Below are 26,316 nucleotides of genomic sequence, written 5' to 3' on the forward strand. Positions count from 1 at the left end.
ACTGTTTCTGCGAGAAAGCTTCGGCAGCTGCGCCAAGGCGTGTCGTGGCATAGACGAACGCCGTTGGCGGCAACCTCGTCACCTCCTCCCGACGCGCAGCGAATCGTTCCCAGTCGCGTCGACCCGGCTTATTCCTGACGGAATACTTGAACTGCTTAAGCTTCGGGGAGAAGCGTCAGGCCGGTCATGGTATCGCAAGGTGACCTCGACTGCGTCACCCGGCTCCAACTCGGTATCTTCGCCTGCGATGATCCGTTCCTGGCCCTTGTCGCCTTTTCTAATGATCGCAATCTCTGTTTTGTTACCGCTTCCGCGAGCGAGTTGCGATCGAACCATCGAAGTGTACTGAAGCTTCTCGCCGACGCTCTGCAACTTCTCGCGAATTTGGTTAAGCTTTACGCTGGTGTCTTGCAGCTCACGGAGCAGATCGAGCCTCCGCTGATCGTCAAGCTTTGCCAGCTTTCTGGTGAGATCGTCCTGCTGCTTCTTGGCCTGCAGCAGTTGCGCAGTGGTCTGCAGCTTCCGGGTTGACGACAGCAACACCGCGCGACGCGCATCCGTGACGCGAGGGCTGGTCAAGGAACCCCTGCCGAAGAGATCGGCCGCTTTTTGCAGTTCTTCGAGGTCTGTGTGAAGTCCCTCTTCCTCTTTCTTCTGCTGCTCTGAGAGCACGCGGATCTCGTCGTCCCCCCGCCTTACGCCGCCCTGAAGGAATGTCTTTTCCTGCTGAAAGTCACTCTGCTTCGTTTTCAAATATTCCGTTTCTGCATTGACTATTTCCGAAATCGCCGATCGAGCGATGGGCACGTCCGTCAGAATACTTGGATTGAGCTGCGTCGCCTCTCCGAGCTCATTCTTGATGCGCCACATACGCGCCTGTTCTTTGGCGAGTTCTGTCCAAAGCGATCCGTATTCGCTCCTCAAGTCCGCTGACTCGAGATACGGATTATTCATTCTGATACGCATGATGTCGTAGCCGCCTGCCACAGCGACAAGTTGGCGCGCGGTGATGGACGGACGATAAGGGTAATCGCCCGGCTTCGACACGTCCCCATTTACATATATCGGTCTGTATTCCGCCACCATCGTTGTGACGTGATCGGCGTCTATCACGATGACGGCCTCGCGCTGTCGAAACACCTTGCTCGCCAGTGCGGCGCTAATCTTGGCCCGGAGCTCCGGTAAGGGCAGGCCGGCTACTGGAAGCATTCCGACCAGTGGTAACGAGATGTTCCCGTCCATTTGAACGGCAGCACGGTGCCGTAGCTCCGGTACGCCCGCCACCGAGACCTCCAGCACGTCTCCGATGCTTACCCGATATTCGGCCTTTGCTTGAGGAACGAAAATCGTCAGGCCAACGGCCACCAAACCACATTTGATGCTGCGGCCCAGTTTGCCGCCGAAGACATCGATATGGAAATCATTGCGCAGTCCGGCATTCGGCATGGTAGCAATTCCCTGCATGGACGTGGTCTATGGGTGAAATTCTTCTCTCGATGGAAAGCAGCGCGCCTGCATCGCTATCGTCCGAGCGACTGCCCGGAGAAGCGATCCGCAAGGCTTACCGTTCGTGTTCCCCTCCTTGGCGCCGGGCCGCTCAATGCCTCCCTCGCTGTTCGATTGATCAGTGCTCAGCATTGCGACGGATTGCTTTCCGGCAATTCTAATCCCGCGCAGCCGCAGCTCAATCGACCATCGTGGTTACCCCTCCCTACCCATTTATTGCCAGTTCGAACCGGCGACACCGATGGTACTGATTTGGCCACGGAGTGACTGGGTGGCAGAGTGCAAATGAGTTATGCCTCCTTTACCAATTTGCCGGCCTCTACCGAGTTGCCGGCACGTTCGGTCGACGTCGGCAGGGTAGTCCCGGCACGCGTCGGCAGGAACCGATTGGCTGTCCTGTTGGTGATGGCCGCAGCTACCGAATTCCTGCTCGTAACCGTCGCGGCCTATTCCGCAGCCATCCTCTACCATCGGTTAGTCCTGCTGAGCCCGCCGGACGCTGCCAAGTACATTCAGGAATCTCTTCTGATCTCCACATTGCAGTTGCTCGTTTCCATGGGGCTCCGGCAATATTCGCGGATCCAGACGCAGCCCCGGCACGTCTTCCTGTGGAGCGGCGCCAGCGCGGTCTTCTTCGTGTTCGCCTTCCTCATCTCGACACTATTCGTTCTGAAGGTCTCAGAAGGCTACTCCCGCGCGACCGTCATAGCCCAAGCTGTGAGTGTCCTCCTCACGGTACTTGGCACACGGGCGGTATGGTTCTCATTACTGCGCCGCGCCATTGCAACGGGGCTGATCGACGCCAGACGCATCATTCTTATTGGAGACCAGGGGCACTGCCTGAGGTTTTCCGTTCGGGCAATGAACACCGGAATCCGGACCATCCACTCGTTCGATTTTCCGACGGTACGCAGCGACGCCTCGAGACCGGCGCCTCCCAGCGCGGTCCGCGTGCTACCTGATGCGCGGCAGCTTGTCGCAAGCTGCCGGCCCCTCCGAGCAGATGACATTGTCATTTTGCCTTCGGAAGCAGAAGTTCCGTCTGCTCTCGCGCTCGCCAGCGCCCTGTCAGACCTCCCGGTTGACGTTCACGTCCTCCCTGTTGGATCCATCGATCTCATGGCCGTGTCACGGGTCACTCAGTTCGGCGACATGGTGACGATGCGGGTCTTCCAGTGTCCCCTCGCTCCTTTCAATCGGGCAATAAAGCGAGCATTCGACGTCGCCGCTGCAAGCGCAGGGCTTATTATGCTTAGCCCCCTCTTCGTCCTCGTTGGGATCGCAATCAAGCTCGATTCCTCTGGGCCGGTGTTCTTTCGCCAGACGCGGCATGGCTACAACAACGAGCCCATTCGCGTGCTGAAATTCAGATCAATGACCGTGATGGAGGAAGGCGACAGTTTCAGCCCTGTCACCAGACACGATCCACGCGTGACTCGACTGGGACGCCTCATGCGCCATACCAATATCGATGAGCTCCCACAGTTATTCAATGTCCTGATAGGCGACATGTCGCTCGTCGGACCCCGCCCACACGCAACCTCGCAGAACGAAGTATTCGCTGAGCTGATTTCGTCATTCTCCCGCCGCCACAACGTCAAGCCTGGCATTACAGGTTGGGCTCAGGTCAACGGGTACCGCGGCGAGATTGATACCCTCGAGAAGATGCAGCGCCGCGTGGAGCATGATCTCTACTATATCGACAACTGGTCACCCCTTCTCGACCTCAAGATCCTGGTCATGACCTTCTTTTCCAGAAAGGTGTATTGGAATGCTTATTAACGCGGCTACGTCCTACGTCCGCAGCATCTTCTGCCAGCCGACTTTTGTTTAGCAAAACGCACGGCGATTAGACCGAGATATCCGTCGTGTCCCATTTGCGCCTGATGCCCAGCGCCTCGGTAGTGTAACTGTTAGTACAGGTACGTGAAAATGCTGCAGATTTATAGAACGGATACCTCGGTAGATCAGGACAATATGCCGCCTGAAAATCGATCGCCTTACCAGATCCTGGCAGAAGGGGTGGCCTTCATACGGCGACACCTGTCGATCATGGTCATGGCCTATTCGGCAACGCTTTTCATCGCTCTACTCTACCTCATCACTGCAGTACCCACGTTTACCGCAAACGTGAGACTTGTCATAAATTCGAAAGCTGCACCGGGAGACGCTGCGTCCGTGTCAACGATCGCGGACAGTCAGATCGCAATCATAAGGTCAGAGGGTGTCGCTCGCGTCGTGATCCAGAAACTCGGCTTGGCAGGCGATCCTGAATTTGCCAAGCAAGGCTTCGCGCAACGCATGAAAAGGTCCGTATCTCGGCTGCTCGGCTGGAGTAAGCCAGAAACGGAATATAGCTTGATGCGCTATGCTACGGATTCGTTCGCCCGCAATCTTTCGGCGAAGCGCGTCGGCTCGACGTACATTATCGAGATTGCCTACGACTCCGCCGACCCCGAGCGCGCGGTGAAGATCCTGAACGCTGTCGCCGAAACGTACATCGTGGGTCAAATGGACGCAAAGTACAAATCGGCTTTGCAAAATGAGAGGTGGGTCAAGGATCGGACGATCGAATTGAGCAGCCAGGTGTCAGCTGCCAAAAAGGCACTTGCGGATAAGAGGAACGCGATCGCGGATCCCGCAGATGACGCAGGCAGACCATCGCAATCGATGGCGAGCATGCAAGGAGAGCTCCGCGAACTGGAAGCCACCGCGGAAGCCGCCGCAAGGAGCTATGATAATTTTCTCCGTGTGCAACGCTATATGGAAGCCACGCAGCAGCAACCCTCACCGACGTTCGAGGCGTACCAGCTCACCGATGTGTCGCGTCCCTTGACGGCTAGTACGCCGAAAGTCGGAATCGCGCTTGGGATATCGACCGTTGCAGGGTTGCTTCTTGGCATCGCCATCGGAATGCTGCGAGATCTATCAGATCGAGCGGCCGCACCGGAGGGCAGGTCTGGAGGACGCGCAGTTGTCCCGATGGGCAAGGCCAGCGCTTCTAAATCCCAGTTCGACGGCTCGTCCGAGCTCGAAAAACATCGCGAATACAAAGAGCCGAGTTTGGGCAGTTAGGCACGAAAGGTTTGGATCGTGCGCAGGGCCGCAGTCTTTGAATAATCCCCTCACCACATGCGTTCACAGCGGCAGTATTGGTGTCTCTTGATAAAGCACGCCGAAAGGTCCGCACTCGATCCGTCAATCGTCAAGGCGTCAGGATTGGAATAGCAGGGATGCTAGCCGCGTTTTTTTCCCAAGACCGCGTTCGCGCGGCCTTCCGTGGAGGCCAGCTCGGCACCTATCTGGCCGTTCTGGCAGCTGGATCCGGCGCTCGCGTGTTTGGGCTGGCCTCGCAGTTCATCGTGCTGATCATCCTTAACCGCATACTGTCCAAAGACAGTTTCGGCGACATGATGATCGCCTTTGGCTTCTATCGACTGATCGGCATAGCGTTCGGGATCGGCGCCTCGCTCGTGCTGATTTATCACGTGTCGCGGCATCCCAACGACAGAACCGCGGAAATTAGGCTGCACCGCTATTCGGCGGTCATCAGCGCCGCGGCGGCCGCCCTCGTCGCACTCGCAGGCTTTGTTCTGGCCGGGCCGATCGCGCATGCGCTCGCCAAGCCGGGGCTGGAGGCTTGGTTCCGCGAACTCGCTCCATTTGGAATTTTCACCGTATTGCTGGTGACGTCGACCGGCGCGCTCGAAGGGCGTTCGCGCATCACGGAATCGATCGCGCTCGGAGAAGCCGCTCCCAACGCGGTGCGGATGGTGCTGTTGCCCGCCGTGGCATTGGCGGGCCTGCCGAGCGCATACGTTGCCCACGCCATGACAGTTTCAGTTCTCCTTCCATGGCTGTGGTCCGCTCGCTCGTTGTGTGACCGCTCGGTCGTAGGATGGCGGCCCTGGACCTCCTGGGACCTGAGCTACTGCGGCAAGTACGTTGCCGCAACGCTCTTCGCCAATCAATTGGGCGCCGTCGACATCCTGGTCGCCGGCATGTTGTTCCCTTCGGAAGTTGTAGCGGATTACGCGGTCGCCGCACGAATCGCGGCGCTTTACTCCTTCTTTCAGATCGCGCTGCTCAAGCGCTTTGCGCCGCGCGCCGCGCACATGATCCAGACGAAGGACGTTGCCGCGGTGCGCCAGGAATACGTATTCTGCCGCAAGCTCATGGTCGGCTGCAGCGCGCTGAACATCGCAGGCATATTATGCGTCGGCCCCTTCCTGCTGCCGCTATTCGGCAATTACGCGGGCGCCGGCTCGTTCCTGGTGTGGCTGGCGATCCACGCTTTCATGCATTCGTTCTTTGCAACTTCGGACCGACTGCTGCTCATCGCTGGCCAGGCGAACGTCTCGCTCACGACCACCGCCTCGACCTTCGCGATGCTGGTCACCACGCCGTTCGTGACAGCGCCGTTTCTCGGTCCGACGGCGATTCCGGTCACAATGGCGCTCGCGACCGCTCTGCTCTATCCGCTCGCAGCGCGCGTGAAAACCCTGTTCGATGTCAGGACGTTTGAGCCGCGCGACTTGCTCCTGATCGGCGCCGGGATCATCGTCCTTGTCTCATACGCGATTACCGGTGCAGCGATGTGGGGTATTGTGAGCGTGTCCGGCCTTTCCGCTATCGCCTTCTATTACTGTCGATCGGCGATTCGGCGGACCGGAGCATGATGCTCCATCCTGCATCGAATCCCGGCGGGTGCGCGAGCGAGCCAGCGCCGAGATGCAAAGATCGAGCGTCCGCTGGGCGACCTGTCGCCCATCGTGGTCTCTCAAGAAGCGAGCGTGCGCTCGGCGCCGGCCGCGCCTATCGCCTCGAGATGTTCGGCGAGCGCGGGGATGTCGGTGAGGATGACCGGTAAACGGCAACTAACCAATTAATCGCTCGCGCGACCCCATTTCATAATTCGCAAAGTGATGCGTCACCACGACCCGCAGCTCGAAACGCCCTGGCGAGCGATGTTTGAGCCTCGTCACCGCGGCCGCGACCAGGCTGCTCAGCGCGAACGATGCCTTGATACAGCGATGAACCCCGACGCTGTGAATGCGGCCGCCGCGACAGCGTTCACATGGCCCATTTGCTGCCTCATGGTGCAGGCAGGACAGGCTCTGCCCCGTGGGTAGAAATATTTGTTGATCGACAGGAGGCAGTGCGCGGAGAGCCTCATGCCCTCTCTCCAACCTACTTGGCCCTGGCCTGAAGACGCAGCCCGAAGATTGACACCACCATCATGAACCACACGACGCGGACGCTGCCGTTGGTGAACAGCACGGCTTCGAAGCCGCTCAGATAGAGCCCGAACAGCCAGGTCTGGATGAACATCAAATTGAGCGCCGGATCGGCGCGGCCCGGGGGAGTGCGCACGTGGTCGATGAAAGGCCGGACCAATACCCATCCGAGCGTCAGCACCAGGCCCACGAGCCCGGTCATCACCGCGATGTTGAGATAGCCATTGTGTGCATCGGGAGCGCGGTAGCCCCACGATCCACGCCAGGTCCAGCTGTTCACCAACTCGCTCGTTCCCCAAAAGGCCTGAAATCCGAAGCCGACGATGGGGTGCTGGGCGATATGATCGAGCGAGAACTGCCAGATTTCGACTCGGCCCGTGAAGGTCGGGTCCGGCATCAGTTCGTTGACCAACGCGTTCACGGCGGCGAACTGGATCGATCCGATAGTAAGGACGCCGATGATCGCCGGGACGCAGATCAGGACGATCAGCTTCGCGGCCGTATTGCGGAGCCGCACAAAAACGACGCTGACGGCCAACGCAAACGGCAACAGCATGATCGATGACTTCGATTCCGTGAAGATGAGGAAAACCGACGCAAGCGCGACGATCAACGATCCGAGCACGCCGCTCAGCGCACGAAAGATGTAAATGCCGAAAATGATGAGGATAGCCATGCCGGCCCCCGCCCCGTTCTTTTGGGCGAAAAAGCCGCGCCAATTCCCGGCGAGCTGCGACTCGGCAAGGTCGGCGGCTTGATGGATGGAGAATTGCGGCGCAAATATCACTCCGGCATAACACAAAACCAGGACGAACAGGGCGCCGATCGCCAGCAGTCGCGCAAAGTGGATGCGATCTTCCGGCAGAAAAACAAACATGCCGGCATGGAACATCACGAAACTCGCCAGCACCAATCGACGCGCAGCGAGATCAGGGTGAAGCGAGAATACCGCGGAGCAAGCGAACCACAGAAAAATTACAACGAGGATGGGCGTCACTACTTGCGCAATAACGCGCAATCGGTGGGTCAGCGCAAACGCGCCCAGGGCGCCCGTCAACGCTATCATAATGATTTGCCCCGTGACGTTTCCGTCGGTTGAAAGCTCGAGCGCGCTCGCATCCGACAGGTCGGGAAACGGGCTCGCGGTCAACCACATGTGCACAAATGTCGCCAGGAACAGCGCGCTGCGAATGAGACGGTCGCTTCCGGCGAACGGTCGGACGAGAGAATGCCGGCTCGCTGGCAGCGCAATGGTCACGATTTGACCTCCTCGGCGTCGCGCGCGGGCATATTCGATTGTCTGCCGGGTATCTGGCAGCCCTGGTGCCCCGTCCCATCGCGTTCGTGACGACGGTCCCGCAGGACAGTGCTTTCAATCCAGCTGGCCGGGGAACGACGCGGCCGCAACAAACCAGGCCAGAAGCAAAGACCCATAACGTTCCACGCCGCGACGGAGTAGATGCCGAGCCGAACCGATCGCCAGCGTAGCGACATGCCGGCGAAGGGAAGGAGGAATATCCCGACGGCAGCAGACGCCGAGAGCCAGCCCGGTATTGCCAGCATTGTGAGCACCGTGATCCACCAGCCGGTCACGAGCAGGCATACCTTCCACGGGCTGTCGTTCCGCATGACGAACCAGAAATGTCGGCGACCCACAGCCGCTCTGACCAGCTCGCCGGGCGCCCAGGCGAACCGGCTGCGAACACGACGAAGCAACAGACGATAGGCGCTCCCGGTGTGAGGCTCATGATAGGCGATCGGACGGTCTATTTTGGCAAGCGCCCAGCCCGCGGAATGCAGCCGGGCACCCAGATCGAATTCCTCAAAGCCGTGGAGGTTACGGTCGGTCAGATAGCCGACCGACTCGATCGCCGTTCGACGATAAAACGCGCTGCCCTCCAGCCGCGTGACACGGCCGGGGTGGCGATCAGGACTATGGCGCTTGCGTCGGTGTTCATATTCCTCGTTCACCAAGCTGGGCTCGGAGAGCACGCCGCCGACGCCGGCGAGGCCCGGATTTCGGCTCAGGGTGTCGATGGCGGCGGCCAGGAAACCGGAATGCACCCGCATATCGCCGTCCATCAGCAGCAGATAGCGGCCGCGGCTGTACTGAAAACCGAGTTGCGCGCCCGACCCGCAGGATCGGTCTTCGCTTCTGTTCAGCTGAACGATGAGGATCGGGTATCGGCGTGCAATCTCGACGGTACGATCACTCGAACCGCCATCGGCCAGGATTACCTCTCCGTCGCTTTCTCCGAGCGCGTCGAGCGCGCTTTCGATAGCCGCGGCGATATGACGTTCTTCGTTCAGCGCCTTGATGATGATGCTGACACTTGGTCGTGTTTCCGTGGACACATTCATTTCCTTAACGAACGTGGGTTCCCGCCGCACAGCCGCCGGCCCCCTAGTCCAAATCGACGAAATCGATCTTCCTCTTCGCCAAGCCTATAAAACGAGTGACTCCCGGGCAAAGGGCCAAAGGGGCATCGAGAATGGTCAATCGAGTTACCGACGCCAACCCCGGCGCAGCCGTTCGAGCTAGCCCAAATGGGATTGATGGCCGGGCAAGCGCTGCACCTGCAGCCTGCCTCCCGTTGCTGCGGAGCCGATTACGCGCGCCAACTTTCTCAGTCTCTGACAACAAATCCGCCTCCCTGCCCCTAACGAGCGGTGGCGCCTACCCCTCGTTGGACAGCCGGATCGTGGCGCCGCGGGATCAAGGACCTGAGCTTGTTGACCACGCGGACGGCGAAACTGAGCCCCACCGGATTGGTCTTACGGAAGAAGGCCACCTTCTTCACATAGCCCTCGACATGCCATTTCGCGTGCGCACCGTCGCGGAAAAAGATTACGTCACCGACTCCATAGCGCTGCGGCGGCATGCCATCGCTCTCGAGCACGATCGATCCCTCGAGGATCACGATGGTCTCGTCGCAGTCGTAGTACCAGTTGAACTTGCCTTCGGTGCAGGACCAGATCAGCGTGCAGGCCGCGCGATCTGCGCTGACCGACAGCGCGCAGTTGCGGGCTTCCGGATTGCCCTCAATGATCCAGGATGGCTCAATCGGTGCTGGCTTGAGATCCACGTTGCAATGACCAGTTTCGATAAGCGCGAGCGGCATCGGTCTCACCTCAAACTGAAAGCATCCCGGCGTGCCTGTTGCCGAGTTCTCCCGGGACTTGAACAATCCGATTTTTCGCAAAGAGTGTGAAGAGGCTACTTTGGCGCGATCAGCGTTCGTTGAAGCTCAAAAGAGGTACCTCGCCTTCTCGAAACCGAGATGAAGCTGAGAGCGACCCTCACCAGGCAATTCCTGCCAATCGCTCCACGCTGAGCGGAGGGATGGCTGCAGCCGTCGGTTTGGCTGTTTTACGCCACACCGCACCTAGGTCGGTAGTTCAGCTTCGGGGGTACCTCGCTTGGTGGGCATGCTCCTGAGTATCCACTTTTGCACCGCCGACTCCGCAAGTACGGTCTGTTAGATTGCAGCCAGCGAGTTCGCGCGGAGCTAATCTCTGCGTGGATCCGTCCGACCATCACATGGGGAAGCGTTGGACCAATGAATGTGCAGGAAAGGCAGCCCCGCAACAAGGCCGGGCGGAAAGCAGAGTCGTACTCTCTCGCGAGCGCGTCGGATGGCGCGTTGAACTCCAGGGTGGCGGATACGTGCTACGCGCTCGGCCGCGCCTGCAGCTCAGCCGGGTTGATCTGCACCGATCCCATGACGGAGTTCGGACCATGATCCGATGTCGCGAGATAGGAATAGCCGATCTTGACGCCGTTGCCCGCCTTCTGGCGCACGGTTTTACGCGCCACCCCCGCGACTGGTGGATGGCCGGACTTCAGCGCCAGTCCGTGCGCGACGTACCCGAAGGTTACCCGCGTTTCGGCTACATGCTCGACCATGATGGGACGCCCGTCGGGATTCTGCTGTTGATCTACAGCGCACGAGACGATGGCGGCGCGATCTCGATTCGCTGCAATCTCTCCAGTTGGTACGTAGAACCTGCCTACCGCAACTACGCGCCGATGCTGACCAAGGTCGCGCAGCGCCATGATCATGTCACCTACGTCAACATTAGCCCGGCGGACTGGACCTGGCCGACCATCGAGACCCAGGGTTTCCGCCCCTACTGCCGCGGCTTGTTCTTCTCATTCCCGGCACTTTCGCGCCCGGCGAACGGCATGCGCGTCGAAATCGTCCCGCGAGATGCGAAGGCGGTCGAGAGTCTGGCCGAAGCCGACGTCGCGATTTTGACGCGGCACGCAGCTTACGGCTGCCTCGGCTTGGTGTGCCACGCGGCTGACGGCCGCGGCTATCCCTTCGTGCTACAGTCGATGCGCCTCAAAGAACGGATCGTGCCTCCGGCGATGCAGCTGATCTATTGCCACGAGGTCGCCGATTATGTTGCCTGCGCCGGCGCCATCGGCCGCTTCCTGCTCCGTCGCGGAAAAGTCGCGATCGCTCTCGACGCGAACGGCCGCATGAACGACCTGGTCGGCTTCTACAGGGAACGCCGCCGCAAATACTTCAAGGGTCCACAATGCCCCCGCCTTGCCGATCTGTCGGATACCGAACTGGTGATCCACGGACCGTAACTCAGTGACCCATACGGCCGCGTCAATCAATCCGCGGTCAAGCGGGTTCCAGAACCGAAGATGGACATGCTCGGCACCGTCTCGGAGTTCTGTCAATGCCAACGTGGTTCATGGCGTGCCGTCTACACGCCGGTGCCGAACGACACCTGCCTGAACGGCAATGCCCTGCAGCGGGTGATCGAACTCGTTTCAACGCTGCGCTATGCCGATCTCCTGGCCGCGGACGAGAACTTTTCGACCAGCAGTTTCGCAATGTTGCGCCGGTGACCCGGATCGACGGTCGGCAGCTTATGCCGCGCGTGCATCACCAATCAGCATCCGAAAGGCCCGCTGGAGACCGTTCATTCGGGCCTGAAATCCTACTTTTGAGTCAACGAATACACGAGGAAGCGCAAAGTTATTCAAGGGCAGAGCATCTAGTGGTCCAGGCCGTGTAGTTACCGCCGTCAAAAAGCCCACTGCGCTGCAGAGTTGCTCTTCGCGAAGACCGCATGCTTTAGGGCCGCCATATGGATAAGCGAAGTGCCGCACCGGCCTTTGGGTCAGGTTCTGGAGATAGTTTCGGTTATCGGCCATTTCCGCTCGCGCGGAAGCACTGTCAAGATTCTTGAGCGCTGGGTGCGAGGTCGTGTGCCCGCCAATCGAAACGAGTGGATGATGCGACAGAACTTGAATTTCCCGTTCGTCAAGAAAATACGCGTCGTTCAATGCAGACAGCGATATACCAGCTTTGCGGATGGTCGGATCAAGCATCGCTGCACGATGATAGTCCTCATGAACCCACTGCGTGGCTCGGGTTAACGCCGATACCTTCGTCTGGATGTCCGGACAATGGAATCGGGTGTCCATTGCATCGATCGTAACATCATCCCGTGAGCGAATTAACTCGCGCAATCCGAGCCACCACGATTGTAACGTTCGGGTGGGAGCACCAGTCGGCACGTACATCATGAATGGCGCTTTATGACGCTCCAGGATTGGAAGCGCCACCGAAACATTGTCCCGGTAAGCGTCATCGAAAGTAAGCACTGCATAGCGACGCGATCGGTCGTCCCTCGACACTCGATCAAGGCATTCCTCGAGGCTCACAATTTCCCACCCTTCTCGCCGCAGCCAACTCAGTGAGTGCTCAAATAGGGCAACTGACGTCCCGGTTTCCAATTCAGATCGAAACTCTCTCTGTATCTCGTGGAACATGATTATCGCGGCGCGGCCCGCAAAAAGACTGCGAACGGCCGGCATAAGCCCAGCCCAACTAACGCCGCGGCACACGAAATCCTTCAGTTGCTGGTTCATGGAGAAAGGGACTCCTTCTGCTCGCACAACCCAATTTCGATGAGCGGAAGCATCGCATCGAGCGAGCGGATTTGCCAAGACCACCACTCGTCTCGTGCGGACACCTCTTTGTGGGTACTCCGGACTCCCTCCCAGTAACGCCTTTTAGCCCCGCAGCAACATTGGCGAGTGGCCTAACGTGACCGTCGGCAAGGTCACTTTCGCTGAAACAGCATGACTATGTTGGTAAGCACGGGGTCGTTCCATGTTGCGTGTGATGATGCTTGGATTGCGCGGATTTCCCGGCGTGCAAGGCGGAGTGGAAGCTCACGCGGAGCATTTGTGCCAGATGTTGAGGGAGCTGGATTGTGATGTTGAGGTGGTCGTTCGTTCTGCCTATGTGCCGCGTCATCGAGGCGACGGTTGGAAGGGGGTACGCTACCTGCGGATCTGGTCGCCCAAGTCCCGGGCTCTTGAGACGATAGTTCATTCGTTCCTGGGCGTGCTGGCCGCAGCTTGGCGGCGCCCACAGATCCTGCACATCCAGGCAATCGGGCCCTCTCTGATGGTGCCGTTGGCACGCTTGCTGGGACTGCATGTGGTTGTGACGCATCATGGCCCTGATTATGATCGAGAAAAATGGGGGCTATTTGCCAAGGCAATTTTGCGTGCCGGAGAGGCATGGGGAATGCGGTTCTGCAACCGCCGTATTGTAATCTCTCGGACGATCCGCAACCTCATACGTGAAAAATACGGTCTGGAATCGTACGTGATACCTAACGGTGTCGACCTGCCGGAATTGCCGAGCAGCACTTCGGCGTTGGAAACGTTCGGGCTGACGCCGGGCCGATACGTGTTGACGGTGAGCCGCATGGTGCCAGAGAAGCGGCACAAGGATCTGATCGCGGCCTACGCAGCAGCTAAGCTGAACGGATGGAAACTTGTGGTGGTTGGGGGGTCCGATCACCCGGACGCATACGCTGCGGAAGTGGCGACGCTCGTACATGCGACCCCCGGCGCGGTCTTGGCCGGCTTCCAGAACGGCCTTGCGCTCCGCGAGTTGTATGCTCATGCCGGCGTTTTCGTCCTGCCATCTTCTCACGAAGGTTTGCCGATCGTGCTGCTGGAGGCATTGAGTTACGGGCTCCCCGTGGTCGCCAGCGATCTCCCCGCACATAAGGAGATTGGATTGGAGACGAAGCACTATTTTCCTTTGGGGGATGTTCCTGCACTTGCGGCTCGGTTGGAGTCATTCGCGCGCATGCCGTGGCCGGTGGAGATGCGCGAGAGCACTCGCCGATGGGTCGCCGAACGTTATGACTGGCACTCCGTGGTGAAGCAGACCATGAGGGTGTATCGAAGAGCAGTACGCAGCGGAGAAGCCGAACTTAGGCGGCATAGAGCGTCAGCTGGGTGAATAAACGTCGGCTTGGGAGCGAGACTGCGCTGATGAAGGTACTGATGGTCAATAAGTTTTTCTTCCCCAAAGGCGGGGCAGAAGTCGTCATGTTTCAGGAGCGCGACTACCTGTTGCACTCGGGCGAGCAAGTGATCGATTTCTCCATGCACGACGAACGGAATCGTGACTCCCCTTACGAATCCCATTTCGTATCCAACAAGGACTATCGTAAAGGCAGCAAGCTGTCGAAGTTGAGCCCCGCGCTTTCGTTTATTCATTCGCGCGAGGCAGTAAGCAAGATCGCTGCGCTCATCGACAAGACGCAACCAGATCTCATGCACTGCCATAACGTCTATCATCAGATAACGCCCTCGATCATCAGCATTGCCAAGTCGCGGGGCATTCCGGTTGTGTTGACGCTGCACGACTTCAAGCCGGTCTGCCCGGCATATTTGCGTCTGCGGGAGGGGCGCCCTTGTTCGCTGTGCCTGGACGGAGATTTCCGCCACGTCCTGAGGAACCGCTGTGCCGGCGGGGCCATCGCTGACAGTGCCCTGCTCTTCGCAGAAGCAGCGATTCAGCGTTGGCTCGGCAGCTATGAAAAGGTGGATCGATTTCTTGCGCCGAGCCAATTCATGCGCGATGCGGCTTTGCATCGGTTCCGATCGGAACAGGTCGTATTGCTCTATAATGGGGTAGATACCGCCGAAATCGACGCGAGCACGCAGGACGACGGATACGTTCTCTATTTGGGGCGGCTTTCCAGAGAGAAGGGCGTCGAGACTCTGTTGCGGGCCCATGAAGCTGCCGGCAGCTGGGACCTGGTGGTTGCCGGGACCGGTCCTTTGGAGCGTGGCTTGCAGATGCGATACCCCAATGCGCGGTTTGTTGGCCAGCTGTCAGGACAGCCGCTGAAGGAGACGATCCGCGGCGCCTCGGCAATCGTCGTGCCGTCAGAGTGGTACGAGAATTGCCCAATGTCGGTGCTGGAAGCGATGGCTCATGGCAAACCCGTTGTGGCGAGCCGGATAGGCGGCATTCCGGAACTGGTTGTTGAAGGCGAGACGGGAGTCTTGTTCGAGCCAGGCGATGCCGATGAACTCCAAAGCCACATCAGCCGCTTGATGGGCGATCCTTCGCTGCGTGCGCGCATGGGTGCTGCGGGGCGGGTTCGAGCAGAGCGGCAATTTTCCATCGAGAAACACAACGCCAATTTGACAGACACCTACCGATCACTGGTGAGTGCGTGAGGGTGGATGAGCGTGCGGCGCCAACGACGTGTTTTGCCAGCGTGGCGCAAGCCTGTGAAATGGGAGCGTAGCCTTAGGTCTGACGACAACGCCTCGCGTCTCGGACGGCGAACCGTCGCGTCCGCGTTGGTGGCCGCTGATTGTATCACCGGCCCAATTGGACCATAAATAACATGAAAAACTATCTTGCTCTTCCGCTGCCGGCTCTCATGTTCCTCGGCGCCCTCGTCTCATCGGCGAGCGCCGAGACCAAGCGTCCGAAGCTCCAACCCATCTGCACATCGTTATCTATCGATTGTGTCGTTTCGCAAAATTCCGGATATGACAACGGATTATATCCATACGGAGTCCCGACCTACTTCGGGTGGTATGCAGGTGGACCGGCCACGAGGAACAGTACTCCTCCTTTCGACTTCCTTGCACTGACTGGTTGGGGACAGATATATCCGCAAATCGGCGCTTCGAACGTAGCTGCCAATGTTTATTTGAAGGATTATCGGGTCTATGTGCACTTGACGAGTGGCGGCTGGCAGCTCGTACAAGATCAAGCCACGAATTCTGTCGAGGGCGGGCATTACGTGGCAGATTACTCCAATGACTCCGCTTCGCGAATGAGTCTCATCGTTCAGCCTGACGGAAGCGCTAGAATGAGTTCGCCGGCATCCGGCTACAACGATCACTTCTGGATTGATCCGAGGGCCTCCTATACTCCCGGAACAGTCAACGGGGTGTTCTCGATGGCACAGCTGCGCACCGATAGTGCAAGTGCAAATCTGATCGCAAACTTTGGCGCTGACTGGTGGAGAAGTGCCTCGGCTCGGTACCTCAAACAGAATGGAGTAGAAGTGAATAATCCCGCCGTCGGCATGGGCGCCTGGGTCAAGTTGACCACGACGTACCAGTATTTCTTCTTCACGAGCATGACTAAATCGCAGCTACAAGCCGAACCGCCTCCGCCTTTGAAATAGCTGATCTATCGGCGTTTCTGCGGCCGAATAATGCCAGCGACACTGTGCAGGTACACGGCTTCACGACCTTCGTTCACCTTACCAACGGCACCTGGGTCAAGGCACGAGACCAAGCTCAGGTCGGCATCAGCGCAGCCAACAGTCGCGGACTTCTCTGGTGACGCACATATTCCAATTCGCAAGCAAACATTGCCAGATGGCAGGTGTCCTTGGGCTCCGCCCGCTGATATAATAATCATTCTGGCCCGCGGCGCGCGGCGCTTTCACGCCCGGAACGTCGACGGTGTCTTCGTTGAAGCGCAGATGAAGACCAATGATCCGAACGCAGATCTGGTGGATGCCGATCGGTAGCGAAACGCCACTGATCAATACGCGGGGCTGAACGCGGACAACACCGCTGTCGGTTTGAACAACTGGATCAAGCTGACGACGCCATGGCAAACGCTTTACTACTCATCGCTGAGTCCAAAGCGACTGAAGCTGATCCGCCGGCCAGCCTGCTGAACACCCCCAGCCCCTCGTGACCTCTGTGGCGAAGTCGGTGGCGAGCGCCGACCGATCCGCAAGCTTGGTTCGCCGACGCTTTGGGACGACCCGCATGACGCTCCAGCGCCAGCGACGCCGCCGCAAATGACAGACAGATCTAAAGTGGCTGTCTTGAAGTCGGCCGCGTTTCGACGAAATATCCGCACGTAATAGGGCGATATACATGTGTTTAAAATCACTTTTTGGAAGTCTTTTCGCCATTTTTGCTTACTAACCAACCGATCCAGCAGTCGGGGGGGCAAAATCCCACTGCTTTGAAATATCCTCGCGGTTCGAGGCTGAAATGCTTTGAAATCTGTTCGCGGCGTGAGGCTGCGATCAGGCGGTATGTCGCGCGCCCCACCATGCGCGGCAGTGAAATACCCTCGCGGTTCGAGGCTGCAATGCTTTGAAATCTGTTCGCGGTCGGACACTGCGAGCAAGCAATATGTCGTGCGCCCCGTTATGCGCGGCAGTGGAATCCCGTCTTCAACTTCAACTTCCTGCAAAGGAGATCTTAGTGTCCACAAGCGCTTTGAACGAAGCCATCCATCAAAATACGGCTGGGAACAGCGATGGATACCCGCTAGGCGTCCCTTCGAGCTGGGGCTGGTATAAGGGCGCACTTGTTGCCAACGACGACCCGCCTTCCGATTTCTCGGCTGTCACGGCATGGGGAGTAATCTATCCCCAGACCGGAGTGCCGCTCAGCCCGAGCCCATCGGACGACACTGTACAGATCGCGAATTTCCGCACGTATCTGCATCTCACAAATGGCAACTGGGTGCTGGTGCAAAATCAGTCGACGCAGGGCATCCAAGGGGCGCATTATTACGCTGACTACGCTGGTGGTGATGCAACTGTGCCATGGAGCCTGCAAAAATTGTCCGATGGCAGCGCAATCGTGGATGCGCCTACAAGCGGATACAACGACCATTTCTGGCCCTTGGGACGCGGAACTTACACACCCGGAACGGTCGACGGTATTTACGTCGTAGCGGACATGAAGACCAACGATCCGAGCGCGAATCTGGTCGCCCAGCTCGGCGCCGATTGGTGGCGGAACTCCAGCGCTGGATATGTCAACGACTTTTCCAACAATCCCTTGGCCGGGAACAACAACTGGACCAAACTGACAACCGAGTATCAGCAACTCTATTTCACTACGCTCACTGCGGCGGAATTGACGGCAGATCCGCCGCCCGGCCTGGAGCCTGGTGGTTCGACGACGCCAACCACGCCCACGAACCCAACTACCCCGGAAAACCTCGCGCCATCGGTCACGCAGGCGTCCGCCTCACCGGGGACGGGAATCGAGCATGTCGGCGATACCATCACATTGACGCTCCGTTTCAGCGAGACCGTGAACGTCATTGGTACGCCTACGCTGTCGCTCAATGATGGCGCCAAGGCCGCCTATTTCGGCGGGTCGGGCACGAATACGCTCACCTTCAAGACGACCGTCGCGACGACCCACACCGACACCTCGGCGCTTGCCATCACCGGCGTCAATATTCCGACCGGCTCGAGCATCAAGGATGCTGGTGGCTTGGCGGCGAACCTTTCGGGCGCGGTGAAGACATTCACCGGTCTCCAGGTCGATGTCGATCCGATTTCACCGACATCGCCGACTTCACCGACGAACCCGACATCACCGACGTCTCCATCCTCGGTCGCGCCGGTGCTCACCGTCGTGGATCCCACGCTCACGGTGGCCGGCAGGGGCGGCACGGTCGGCCTGGGGGTGAAGGTTTCAACGACCGATCCCAACGACAAGGTGACCGTGAACATCAGGGGATTGGCGTCGTACGAGACGATCACCGACGGCCTCGGTCACACGTTCAGTGGAAGAAACATCACCTTGACGAAGGAGCAGGTTGACAGCGGACTGACGCTGCACAACTACTACCGAGGCTCGCGCGATCCGGTCGACACAATCACGCTGACCGCAACCGCCAAGGACCCGGTCACCGGCGCCGTTACGACATCCTCGACGAAGTGGATGACCCTGTCGGATGCTCCGTCTACAACCACCACGTCTGCGACCACGCCGACCACCACGACGCCGCAGACCCCCAGCGTAATGGCGCCTGCGACCGCTACCACGAGCCCGGTCACCAGCACGCTGACGGCCTCCGCACCACAGTCGATCACCGTGACGGCTGCCCCACCTGCGACCACCACGGCCACGGCGCCTGCGACCAGCACTACCACGGCGTCCCTGGCAAACCAGAGCTTTGCGCTGCTGAACCAGTATATGGCCGCCAGCCCAGGCCGGGTCGATTCCGGTCAGATTGTGTCGGCCATATCGAATGGCACGACCTGGGGTCAGGAATCGTTCCTCACCAGACCACCAGCTTCATGATCCGCTTCCGCACCCGGGCGCTCGCCGCCCGGGTGCGGCAACATCGAAATTTGGGAATGCATGAGAAGGAACATCGGAAGCGGTCGGTAGCCGCGAAGGGTTGAGTAGAAAACATGGCGATCCAGAATGGAAATTCCCACGCCGCAGATCTAGGGCTCCGAGCTCTGGCTCTGTTCCTGCGGATTCATGGCGTCAACGCTACGCCAGAGCAGCTCCGCGATCGATGCGGAAGCGACGCAATCGGCATCCGCGCAATGCTGCGCTGTGCGCGCGAATTTGGCGTCAATCTCGGTGCGCGGACGACGCATTGGAAGCGACTTGCGGGCATCCAGCTGCCTGGAATCGCATCGCTGAATGACGGCGGATTTCTGCTTCTCGGAAAGGTCGACGACAGGGGTGCGCTTGTGCTGCACCCGACCTGGTCAAATCCCAGGGTGATGACGCGCGCGGAATTCGAGGAAATCTGGGACGGCGGCTTGATCCTGCCCGGACCTCAGAACGTCGCCAATCGGGTGCTTCATGCATTCGCCGGCATCAGCACAAGCGGAGTTGACCTGGCGCGCCGTGCCGGAGACCTTCTGCTCCGTGCCCTCGCGCCTTTGACGCGTACGCGCGATGCCTTGATGCGTACGCGCGATAGCTTGATGAAAGCCCGCAATACCTTGATGCGTGGACGTTTCGCCGCCCGCGGCGCTACTGCTCCTGCTCCCCCGCCGGTGAACACCGAAGTCGCGGCGGCGAGTCCCGAATCCGACAATGCCGATGACTCCGCGCTCGTTGCGCTGACGATATTGCTGCGTAGCCATGGTATCGCGGCCGACCCGGGGCAAATCCGCCATCGGATAGGCGCGGCGCGCGTAGGTGTTACCGAAATCCTGCGCTGTGCCAAGGAATTTGGGCTCAAGGCACGGGTACAGAAAACGAGCTGGAAGCGGCTTGCGGTTACCCCGCTGCCGGGGATCGCCGTGCTGCGCGACGGCGGATTTCTGGTCCTCGGCAAAGTGGTCGACGACAATCTCCTCGTTCAGCGCCCGTTGTCCCCCCGACCCGAAACAATGACGCAGGCCGAACTGGAGGCCATCTGGGACGGCGACATCATCCTGATGGCCCGGCGCGCGACCCTGACCGATCTCTCCCGGCGTTTCGATATCGGCTGGTTTGTCGGTGCAGTCCACAAGTATCGCAGCCTGCTCAGCGAGGTGCTGGTCGCCTCCTTCTTCATTCAGGTCTTTGCCGTCGTTTCACCGCTGTTCTTCCAGGTGGTCATCGACAAGGTGCTCGTGCATCGAAGCATGAGCACGCTCGACGTTCTGATCATCGGCCTGGTCGCCCTCACCGTTTTCGAGGCCATTCTCGAAACGCTGCGCGTCTATCTGTTCGCGCACACGACAAACCGTATCGACGTCGAACTCGGCGCCCGGCTGTTTCGTCACCTGATGGCGCTGCCGATCGCCTATTTCCAGGTCCGCCGTGTCGGCGATTCGGTGGCACGCGTCCGCGAGCTCGAGAATATCCGCCAGTTCCTGACGAGCTCGGCCCTTACGCTGGTCATCGATCTCCTGTTCACGGTCGTTTTCCTTGCGGTAATGTTCTACTACTCGACGACGTTGACGCTGATCGTCCTCGCGTCCTTCCCGTTCTACATCGGGATCTCCGCAGGAGTTGCCCCGCTGTTTCGCCGGCGCCTCGATGAGAAGTTCAATCGCGGATCCGAGAATCAGGCCTTCCTGGTCGAGAGCGTCACCGGCGTCGAAACCCTGAAGGCCATGGCCGTCGAGCCGCAGATGCAACGCCGCTGGGAGGAGCAACTTGCCGGCTATGTGGCTGCAAGCTTCCGCGTGCTCAGCCTGAACAACACGGCGAGCCAGGCAGTGCAGATGATCAACAAGCTGGTCATCGCCGCAATCCTCTACTTCGGCGCCAGGCTCGTGATCGGCGGGGAACTGACAGTCGGGGAGCTCGTCGCGTTCAACATGCTGGCCGCGCGCGTCAGCACGCCGGTGCTGCGGCTCGCACAGATCTGGCAGGATTTCCATCAGGCCCGGCTGTCGATCGATCGTCTCGGCGACATCCTCAACACCCAACCCGAGCCGAGCTTCAATCCTGGCCGCGCCGCGCTGCCGGCGATCCGCGGCAAGGTCACGTTCGAGCACGCGACCTTCCGCTACCGCATCGACGGCCCCGAGGTGCTGCACAACGTCTCCTTCAGCGTCGAGCCCGGCCAGGTCGTCGGCATCGTGGGCTCCTCGGGTTCGGGCAAGAGCACCATCACCAAGCTGATCCAGCGCCTCTATGTGCCGGAGAGCGGGCGCGTGCTGGTTGACGGCGTCGATCTCTCGATGGTTGATCTGAGCTGGCTACGACGGCAGATAGGTGTCGTGCTGCAGGAGAACGTGCTCTTCAACCGCTCGGTTCGCGAGAACATCGCACTCGCCGATCCGGCCATGCCGATGGAGCGAGTCATCGAGGCGGCATCGCTCGCCGGCGCTCACGACTTCATCCTTGAGCTACCCGAAGGTTACGACACCGTCGTGGGCGAACGCGGCAGCAGTCTGTCAGGCGGGCAACGCCAGCGTATCGCGATCGCGCGCGCACTTATCACCGATCCGCGCATCCTCATCTTCGACGAGGCGACAAGCGCCCTGGACTACGAAAGCGAGCGCGCTATCCAGCAGAACATGAAACAAATTTCTGCCGGACGGACCGTCTTCGTCATCGCGCACCGGCTCTCTACCGTGCGCAATGCGAACCGGATCATTACGATCGAGCATGGTCGGATCGTTGAGGACGGCAGCCATGATGAGCTGATCCGCACGAACGGTCGTTACGCAAACCTTCACTATTTGCAGGCTGGTATCCATGACGTCCGCTAACCGAAACGTCGTTGCATTTCCGAGAGCCGAAGTTCGCCGGCGCGAGAACGAAATTGCGTTCCTGCCGGCGGCTCTCGAAATCACCGAATCGCCTCCGTCGCCGATCGGGCGTGCGATCGGGGCGAGTATCATCGCACTCTTCTGCGTCGCGCTGGCTTGGGCGTCGCTCGGCAGCGTCGATATCGTCGCCAGCGCGACGGGCAAGATCGTGCCGGGTGGGCGCACAAAGCTGATCCAGCCGTTCGAAACCGGCGTTGTCCGCGCCATCCAGGTTCGCGACGGACAGCGTGTCAAGGCCGGTGACGTCCTGATCGAGCTCGACCCGACGATGACGGAAGCCGACCAGGAGCGCCAAAAGAGCGATCTCCTTGCGGCCGAGCTCGAAGTCGCGCGGCTGCGCGCGGCACTGGCGGCTGATCCGCTCGCCGCCTTCCGGCCGCCGCAGAGCGCAAGCGCCGCCGAGGTCGAAATGCATCGCCAGTTCCTGATCAGCCAGCGCGCCGAACAGAACGCCAAGCTCGCGGAGATCGAGCGCCAGCTGGGTCAGAAGGAAGCGGAACGGGCGACCACGTCGGCGAGCGCGGCGAAGCTGCAGGCGACGATACCGGTGCTGCAGGAACGCGTCGACATCCGCAAAGGCCTCGTCGAGAAGGCATTGGCCTCGAAGGTCATCTACCTCTCGGAGTACCAGGAGCTGGTCGGCCTTCAGCAGGACCTCCTCTTGCAGCAAAGTCGACTGCTCGAAGCCGACGCAGCCACCGCGTTGCTGAAGGAAACGAAGGAAAGGACCGCAGCGGAGTATCGGCGCACGACCTATGACGCACTTGCGAAGGCCGAGCAGAAGGCTGCGAACGCCGCGCAGGAGGTGGTCAAGGCGGACCGGCGCACGAAACTACAGCGCTTGACCGCACCGGTCGACGGCATCGTGCAGCAGCTTGCCGTTCATACGGTGGGTGGCGTGGTGACGCCGGCACAGGCGCTGGCCGTGGTAGTTCCGAGCGACAGCCAGCTCGAGATCGAGGCCATGCTCTCCAATCGCGACATTGGCTTCGTTCATCCGGGACTGAAGGCCGAGATCAAGGTCGACACCTTCAACTTCACGCGTTATGGGCTCCTTCATGGCGACGTGCTCAGCGTGTCGTCAGATGCCATCACGCGCGACAGGCCGCAGAGCGGTTCGAATGACCGGGGATCGGGTACAGCGCAGAGCAGCAGTGAGCCGAAAGGTCAAGAACTGGAATATGCCGCCCGCATTTCACTCGACCGTCCGGAGATGCAGGTGGAGGACAAGCTCGTCAAGCTCGGCCCCGGAATGGCGGTGACGGTTGAAATCAAGACCGGCACGCGCAGGATCATCAGCTACCTTCTGTCGCCGCTGGCGCGATACAAGCAGGAGTCGATGCGAGAGCGGTAGACGAAGCGGAACACCATCGGTGAGCCTTACGGGTAATTGGCAGCGGACAATTGCCCGTAAGGCGCTGCCCGCTTTCGAACGAAGCACCTGCCGGGAGATGCCGGCCGTGGAGACGATTGCGCGGATGTCGCCAGTCGATTGGCGTATGCGCTAGCGACGCAGCGCTTCCAGCCGCGCTTTCGCCCCCTGGATTCCTGCGGCGTCGGCCCTTGCATAGAGGCTTTGCGCCTTGCTCGCATCGCCGCGCGTGCCCTGAGTTTTCCATTTCGCAAGGATCAATGGGTCGTAGGTTTCTGCCAGCGCGAAGCTCGCCTGGGCGCTGCCCATCTCGACGGCACGCTCAAGTACAAGCCGCGCCGCGCCTATATCGCCCTGCCGGAGCAGTGCGCTCGCGCGCGCAACCAACCCTGTCGCCACCGCGGCTTGCTCGGAATCGAGCTGAGCATCGCCACGCGAGGGCGCCGCTGGTGCCCACTCGGCACGCGCCTCTGCAAGATCCTGCTGCAACCACGCGGGCCGCTCGCGCTGGTCCTGTGCCGATTTGCGAGGCAACGGCGCGCCGTTTGCAGCCGCCTCTCTGAGTTCCGCCGCTTCGCCTCCAGCTTTGCGGGCTTGCGCCTTGTACGCATAGATCGCGCTCCGCGTCATCGGGAGGCCTTCAAGCAAATCGGCCGTTTCGTGCTCTTTTTGGGTCGATCGCCTCAACTCCGCGGCACTGGCTACCGTCGCCTGCTTCCGCCGTGTAGCTTCCTCGTCGGCCTTTGCCGCCAGCGCGGTCTGGATCTCGACATCACGCCGCGCCGCTGCAAGCTCCTGCTCCAGTCGCGCGGATCGCTCGCGCTCCTGTTGGAGGGACTTCTGCAGCTCCGCCGCGCCGCTCTCCCCCGCCGCTTTCAGCCGGGAAGTTTCCTCACCCGCCTTCGTCGCCAGCGCGGTCTGGGTCTCGACATCACGCCGCGCCGCTGCAAGCTCCTTCTCCAGCCGTGCGGATCGCTCACGCTCCTGTTGACGGGACTTCTGCAGCTCCGCCGCACCGCTCTCCCCCGCCGCTTTCAGCCGGGAAGTTTCCGCGCCTGCTTTCGTCGCCAGCGCGGTCTGGGTCTCGACATCACGCCGCGCCGCTGCAAGCTCCTGCTCCAGCCGCGCGGATCGCTCACGCTCCTGCTGCCGGGACTTCTGCAGCTCCGCCGCGCCGCTCTCCCCCGCCGCCTTCAGCCGGGAAGTTTCCTCCCCTGCTTTCGTCGCCAGCGCGGTCTGGGTCTCGACATCACGCCGTGCCGCTGCAAGCTCCTGCTCCAGCCGCGCGGATCGCTCACGCTCCTGTTGCCGGGACTTCTGCAGCTCCGCCGCGCCGCTCTCCCCCGCCGCCTTCAGCCGGGAAGTTTCCTCCCCTGCTTTCGTCGCCAGCGCGGTCTGGATCTCGACATCACGCCGCGCCGCTGCAAGCTCCTGCTCCAGCCGCGCGGATCGCTCACGCTCCTGTTGCCGGGACTTCTGCAGCTCCGCCGCGCCGCTCTCCCTTTCCTGTTTCAGCCGGAACGCTTCCTCACCCGCTTTCACCGCCAGCGCAGCCTGGGTCTCGACGTCACGTCGGGCAACCGCCAGATCCTGCTCCAGACGTGCGAACCGCTCGCGCTCGTCCGGAGCGGCTTTGCCAGGCGACGGCGCGCCGTTTGCAGCTGCTTGCCTGAGTTCTGCCGCTTCGTCTCCAGCTTTGCGGGCCTGAGCTTCGTATGCATAGATCGCGCTCCGCGTCAGGGAGAGGTCTTGTGCCAGCGCGTCGGCCCTTGCGCGCGACTGCCTCAGTTCGGCAGCCCCGGCTTCCGCCGCCTGCTTCCGCCGCAAACCCTCCTCGCTTGCCTTTGCCGCCAGCGCGGCCTGGGTCTCGACATCACCCCGCGCTGCCGCAAGATCCTGCTCCAGCCGGGCGGACCGCTCGCGCTCCTGGTGCAGGGATCTCTGCAGCTCTGCGCCGCTCTCTCCCGCCGCTTTCAGCAGGGCAGTTTCCTCACCCGCTTTCTTCGCCAGCGCGGTCAGGGTCTCGACATCATTCCGCACCGTCGCCAGATCCTTCTCCAGCCGCGCGGACCGCTCGCGCTCCTGGTGCAGGGATTTCTGCAGTTCCGCAGCGATGCTCTCCCCCGCCTGTTTCGACCGGGAAGCTTCCTCGCCTGCCCTTGCAGCCAATGCGGTCTGGGTCCCGACATCGCGTCGCGCCGCCGCGAGGTCCTGCTCCAGCCGGTCTGCCAGTTCACGCGCCTCTTGCAGGGAGTTCTGCAACTCCGCCGCACCGCTCGGCGCAGCCTGCCTCATGCGCGCGGTTTCTTCGACCGCTTTAGCCGCTAGCGCGCTCTGGGTTTCGACATCCCTTCGCGCTGCCGCAAGACCCTGCTCCAGCCTCTCGGCCCGATCGCGCTCCTGCTCGAGACGTTGCAGCAACTCGATATCGCGCCTTGCATTGCTGAGTTCGCGGGACAGGGTCTCCGCCCAGTGAAGTTCCTGTTCCGGAGACTGCCTTGTGTCGCCGATCGTCGCTTGGACAACCTGCACCGATTTGCCGTAGCCGCCCCGGCTCGGCAGCAGGGTTACCAAATTGCCATCACCCTCCGTTCCAACGGAATCGAGATTGCGGGCAGCCGTCGCGTGCTGCGCATCCGCCAAGGGTCGCACTCGATCGGGGGACGCCTGCGTTTCCGACGCCCATGTCATTGCGAGCATGGCGGCGGCCATCCACAGGGGCGCGGATCGTCCGGGCACAGGCAGTTGCCTCATTGTCCTTTGCAATGTCTTCTGCCCAAACGGCGGCGTGTCCGAATCGTTGCGCGACGCGCTTTCGATATCGGAGACGGTATTTAATCCGTCACTGGGAATAACCGTGCGGCCCATCTGCAATCACCCGTCGCT

General features: G+C 60.4%; 17 protein-coding genes. 11 read left to right on the forward strand and 6 right to left on the reverse strand.

All coding sequences use genetic code 11. The features are described 5' to 3' along the window. Window positions 1-78: 78 nt before the first annotated feature. Window positions 79-1,446 carry a polysaccharide biosynthesis/export family protein gene (locus JQ600_RS29550; RefSeq protein ID WP_212389588.1) on the reverse strand — a complete coding sequence of 456 codons (1,368 nt, stop codon included), beginning with the start codon at window positions 1,444-1,446 and terminating at the stop codon, window positions 79-81. 345 nt (window positions 1,447-1,791) lie between these two features. Here JQ600_RS29550 and JQ600_RS29555 point away from each other — a divergent pair, with 345 nt between their 5' ends. The 3 genes from JQ600_RS29555 (at window position 1,792) to JQ600_RS29565 (ending at window position 6,185) form a co-directional block, all read left to right on the forward strand. After that, complete coding sequence (locus JQ600_RS29555; RefSeq protein WP_212389587.1) at window positions 1,792-3,288, forward strand: undecaprenyl-phosphate glucose phosphotransferase; 1,497 nt, start codon at window positions 1,792-1,794, stop codon at window positions 3,286-3,288. Window positions 3,289-3,438: 150 nt separating this feature from the next. Beyond that, entirely contained in the window at window positions 3,439-4,581 is a 1,143-nt protein-coding gene (locus JQ600_RS29560) for a hypothetical protein (protein ID WP_249136149.1), read from the forward strand. A 158-nt stretch (window positions 4,582-4,739) separates the two neighbouring features. Beyond that, the gene (locus JQ600_RS29565; protein ID WP_212389586.1) at window positions 4,740-6,185 is read left to right on the forward strand and encodes a lipopolysaccharide biosynthesis protein; all 1,446 of its coding nucleotides are present in this window, start codon (window positions 4,740-4,742) and stop codon (window positions 6,183-6,185) included. Between the two features lie 511 nt (window positions 6,186-6,696). On the opposite strand, the gene JQ600_RS37465 is transcribed toward JQ600_RS29565, so the two are convergent. The 3 genes from JQ600_RS37465 to JQ600_RS29580 form a co-directional block, all read right to left on the reverse strand. Continuing rightward, window positions 6,697-8,001, reverse strand: a complete 1,305-nt coding sequence (locus JQ600_RS37465) for an O-antigen ligase (protein ID WP_212490207.1) — start codon at window positions 7,999-8,001, stop codon at window positions 6,697-6,699. After that, window positions 7,998-9,098, reverse strand: coding sequence for a glycosyltransferase (locus tag JQ600_RS29575; protein ID WP_212389583.1), 1,101 nt, complete (start codon window positions 9,096-9,098; stop codon window positions 7,998-8,000). Before JQ600_RS29575 ends, JQ600_RS37465 begins: the two co-directional genes overlap by 4 nt. Window positions 9,099-9,403: 305 nt before the next feature. Beyond that, window positions 9,404-9,865, reverse strand: coding sequence for a cupin domain-containing protein (locus tag JQ600_RS29580; RefSeq protein ID WP_212389582.1), 462 nt, complete (start codon window positions 9,863-9,865; stop codon window positions 9,404-9,406). Between the two features lie 617 nt (window positions 9,866-10,482). On the opposite strand from JQ600_RS29580, the gene JQ600_RS29585 reads away from it, so the two are divergent. Next, a complete protein-coding gene (locus tag JQ600_RS29585; RefSeq protein WP_212389581.1) occupies window positions 10,483-11,343 on the forward strand; it encodes an acyl-CoA acyltransferase in 861 nt (286 codons plus the stop codon). 66 nt (window positions 11,344-11,409) lie between these two features. After that, complete coding sequence (locus JQ600_RS29590; RefSeq protein WP_212389580.1) at window positions 11,410-11,610, forward strand: hypothetical protein; 201 nt, start codon at window positions 11,410-11,412, stop codon at window positions 11,608-11,610. 21 nt (window positions 11,611-11,631) lie between these two features. Here the strand turns inward: JQ600_RS29590 and JQ600_RS29595 are convergent, their stop codons facing one another. Next, window positions 11,632-12,639 (reverse strand): polysaccharide deacetylase family protein, encoded by a 1,008-nt coding sequence (locus tag JQ600_RS29595; RefSeq protein WP_212389579.1) that lies wholly within the window; start codon window positions 12,637-12,639, stop codon window positions 11,632-11,634. 244 nt (window positions 12,640-12,883) lie between these two features. Here JQ600_RS29595 and JQ600_RS29600 point away from each other — a divergent pair, with 244 nt between their 5' ends. From JQ600_RS29600 to JQ600_RS29625, 6 genes are all read left to right on the forward strand, one after another. Beyond that, window positions 12,884-14,035 (forward strand): glycosyltransferase family 4 protein, encoded by a 1,152-nt coding sequence (locus JQ600_RS29600; protein WP_249136151.1) that lies wholly within the window; start codon window positions 12,884-12,886, stop codon window positions 14,033-14,035. A gap of 32 nt (window positions 14,036-14,067) precedes the next feature. Continuing rightward, complete coding sequence (locus JQ600_RS29605) at window positions 14,068-15,267, forward strand: glycosyltransferase family 4 protein (RefSeq protein ID WP_212389578.1); 1,200 nt, start codon at window positions 14,068-14,070, stop codon at window positions 15,265-15,267. A 173-nt stretch (window positions 15,268-15,440) separates the two neighbouring features. After that, complete coding sequence (locus tag JQ600_RS29610) at window positions 15,441-16,235, forward strand: hypothetical protein (protein ID WP_212389577.1); 795 nt, start codon at window positions 15,441-15,443, stop codon at window positions 16,233-16,235. 1,045 nt (window positions 16,236-17,280) lie between these two features. Further along, a complete protein-coding gene (locus tag JQ600_RS29615; RefSeq protein ID WP_212389576.1) occupies window positions 17,281-19,125 on the forward strand; it encodes a hypothetical protein in 1,845 nt (614 codons plus the stop codon). 113 nt (window positions 19,126-19,238) lie between these two features. Continuing rightward, the gene (locus JQ600_RS29620) at window positions 19,239-21,998 is read left to right on the forward strand and encodes a type I secretion system permease/ATPase (protein WP_212389575.1); all 2,760 of its coding nucleotides are present in this window, start codon (window positions 19,239-19,241) and stop codon (window positions 21,996-21,998) included. Next, on the forward strand, window positions 21,985-23,412 hold the full coding sequence (locus tag JQ600_RS29625; protein WP_212389574.1) for an HlyD family type I secretion periplasmic adaptor subunit: 1,428 nt from the start codon (window positions 21,985-21,987) through the stop codon (window positions 23,410-23,412). Before JQ600_RS29620 ends, JQ600_RS29625 begins: the two co-directional genes overlap by 14 nt. 150 nt (window positions 23,413-23,562) lie before the next feature. On the opposite strand, the gene JQ600_RS29630 is transcribed toward JQ600_RS29625, so the two are convergent. Then, a complete protein-coding gene (locus JQ600_RS29630) occupies window positions 23,563-26,298 on the reverse strand; it encodes a hypothetical protein (RefSeq protein WP_212490208.1) in 2,736 nt (911 codons plus the stop codon). Window positions 26,299-26,316 lie beyond the last annotated feature (18 nt).

Source organism: Bradyrhizobium sp. AUGA SZCCT0176, assembly GCF_018130145.1.
Taxonomy (GTDB): Bacteria; Pseudomonadota; Alphaproteobacteria; order Rhizobiales; family Xanthobacteraceae; genus Bradyrhizobium.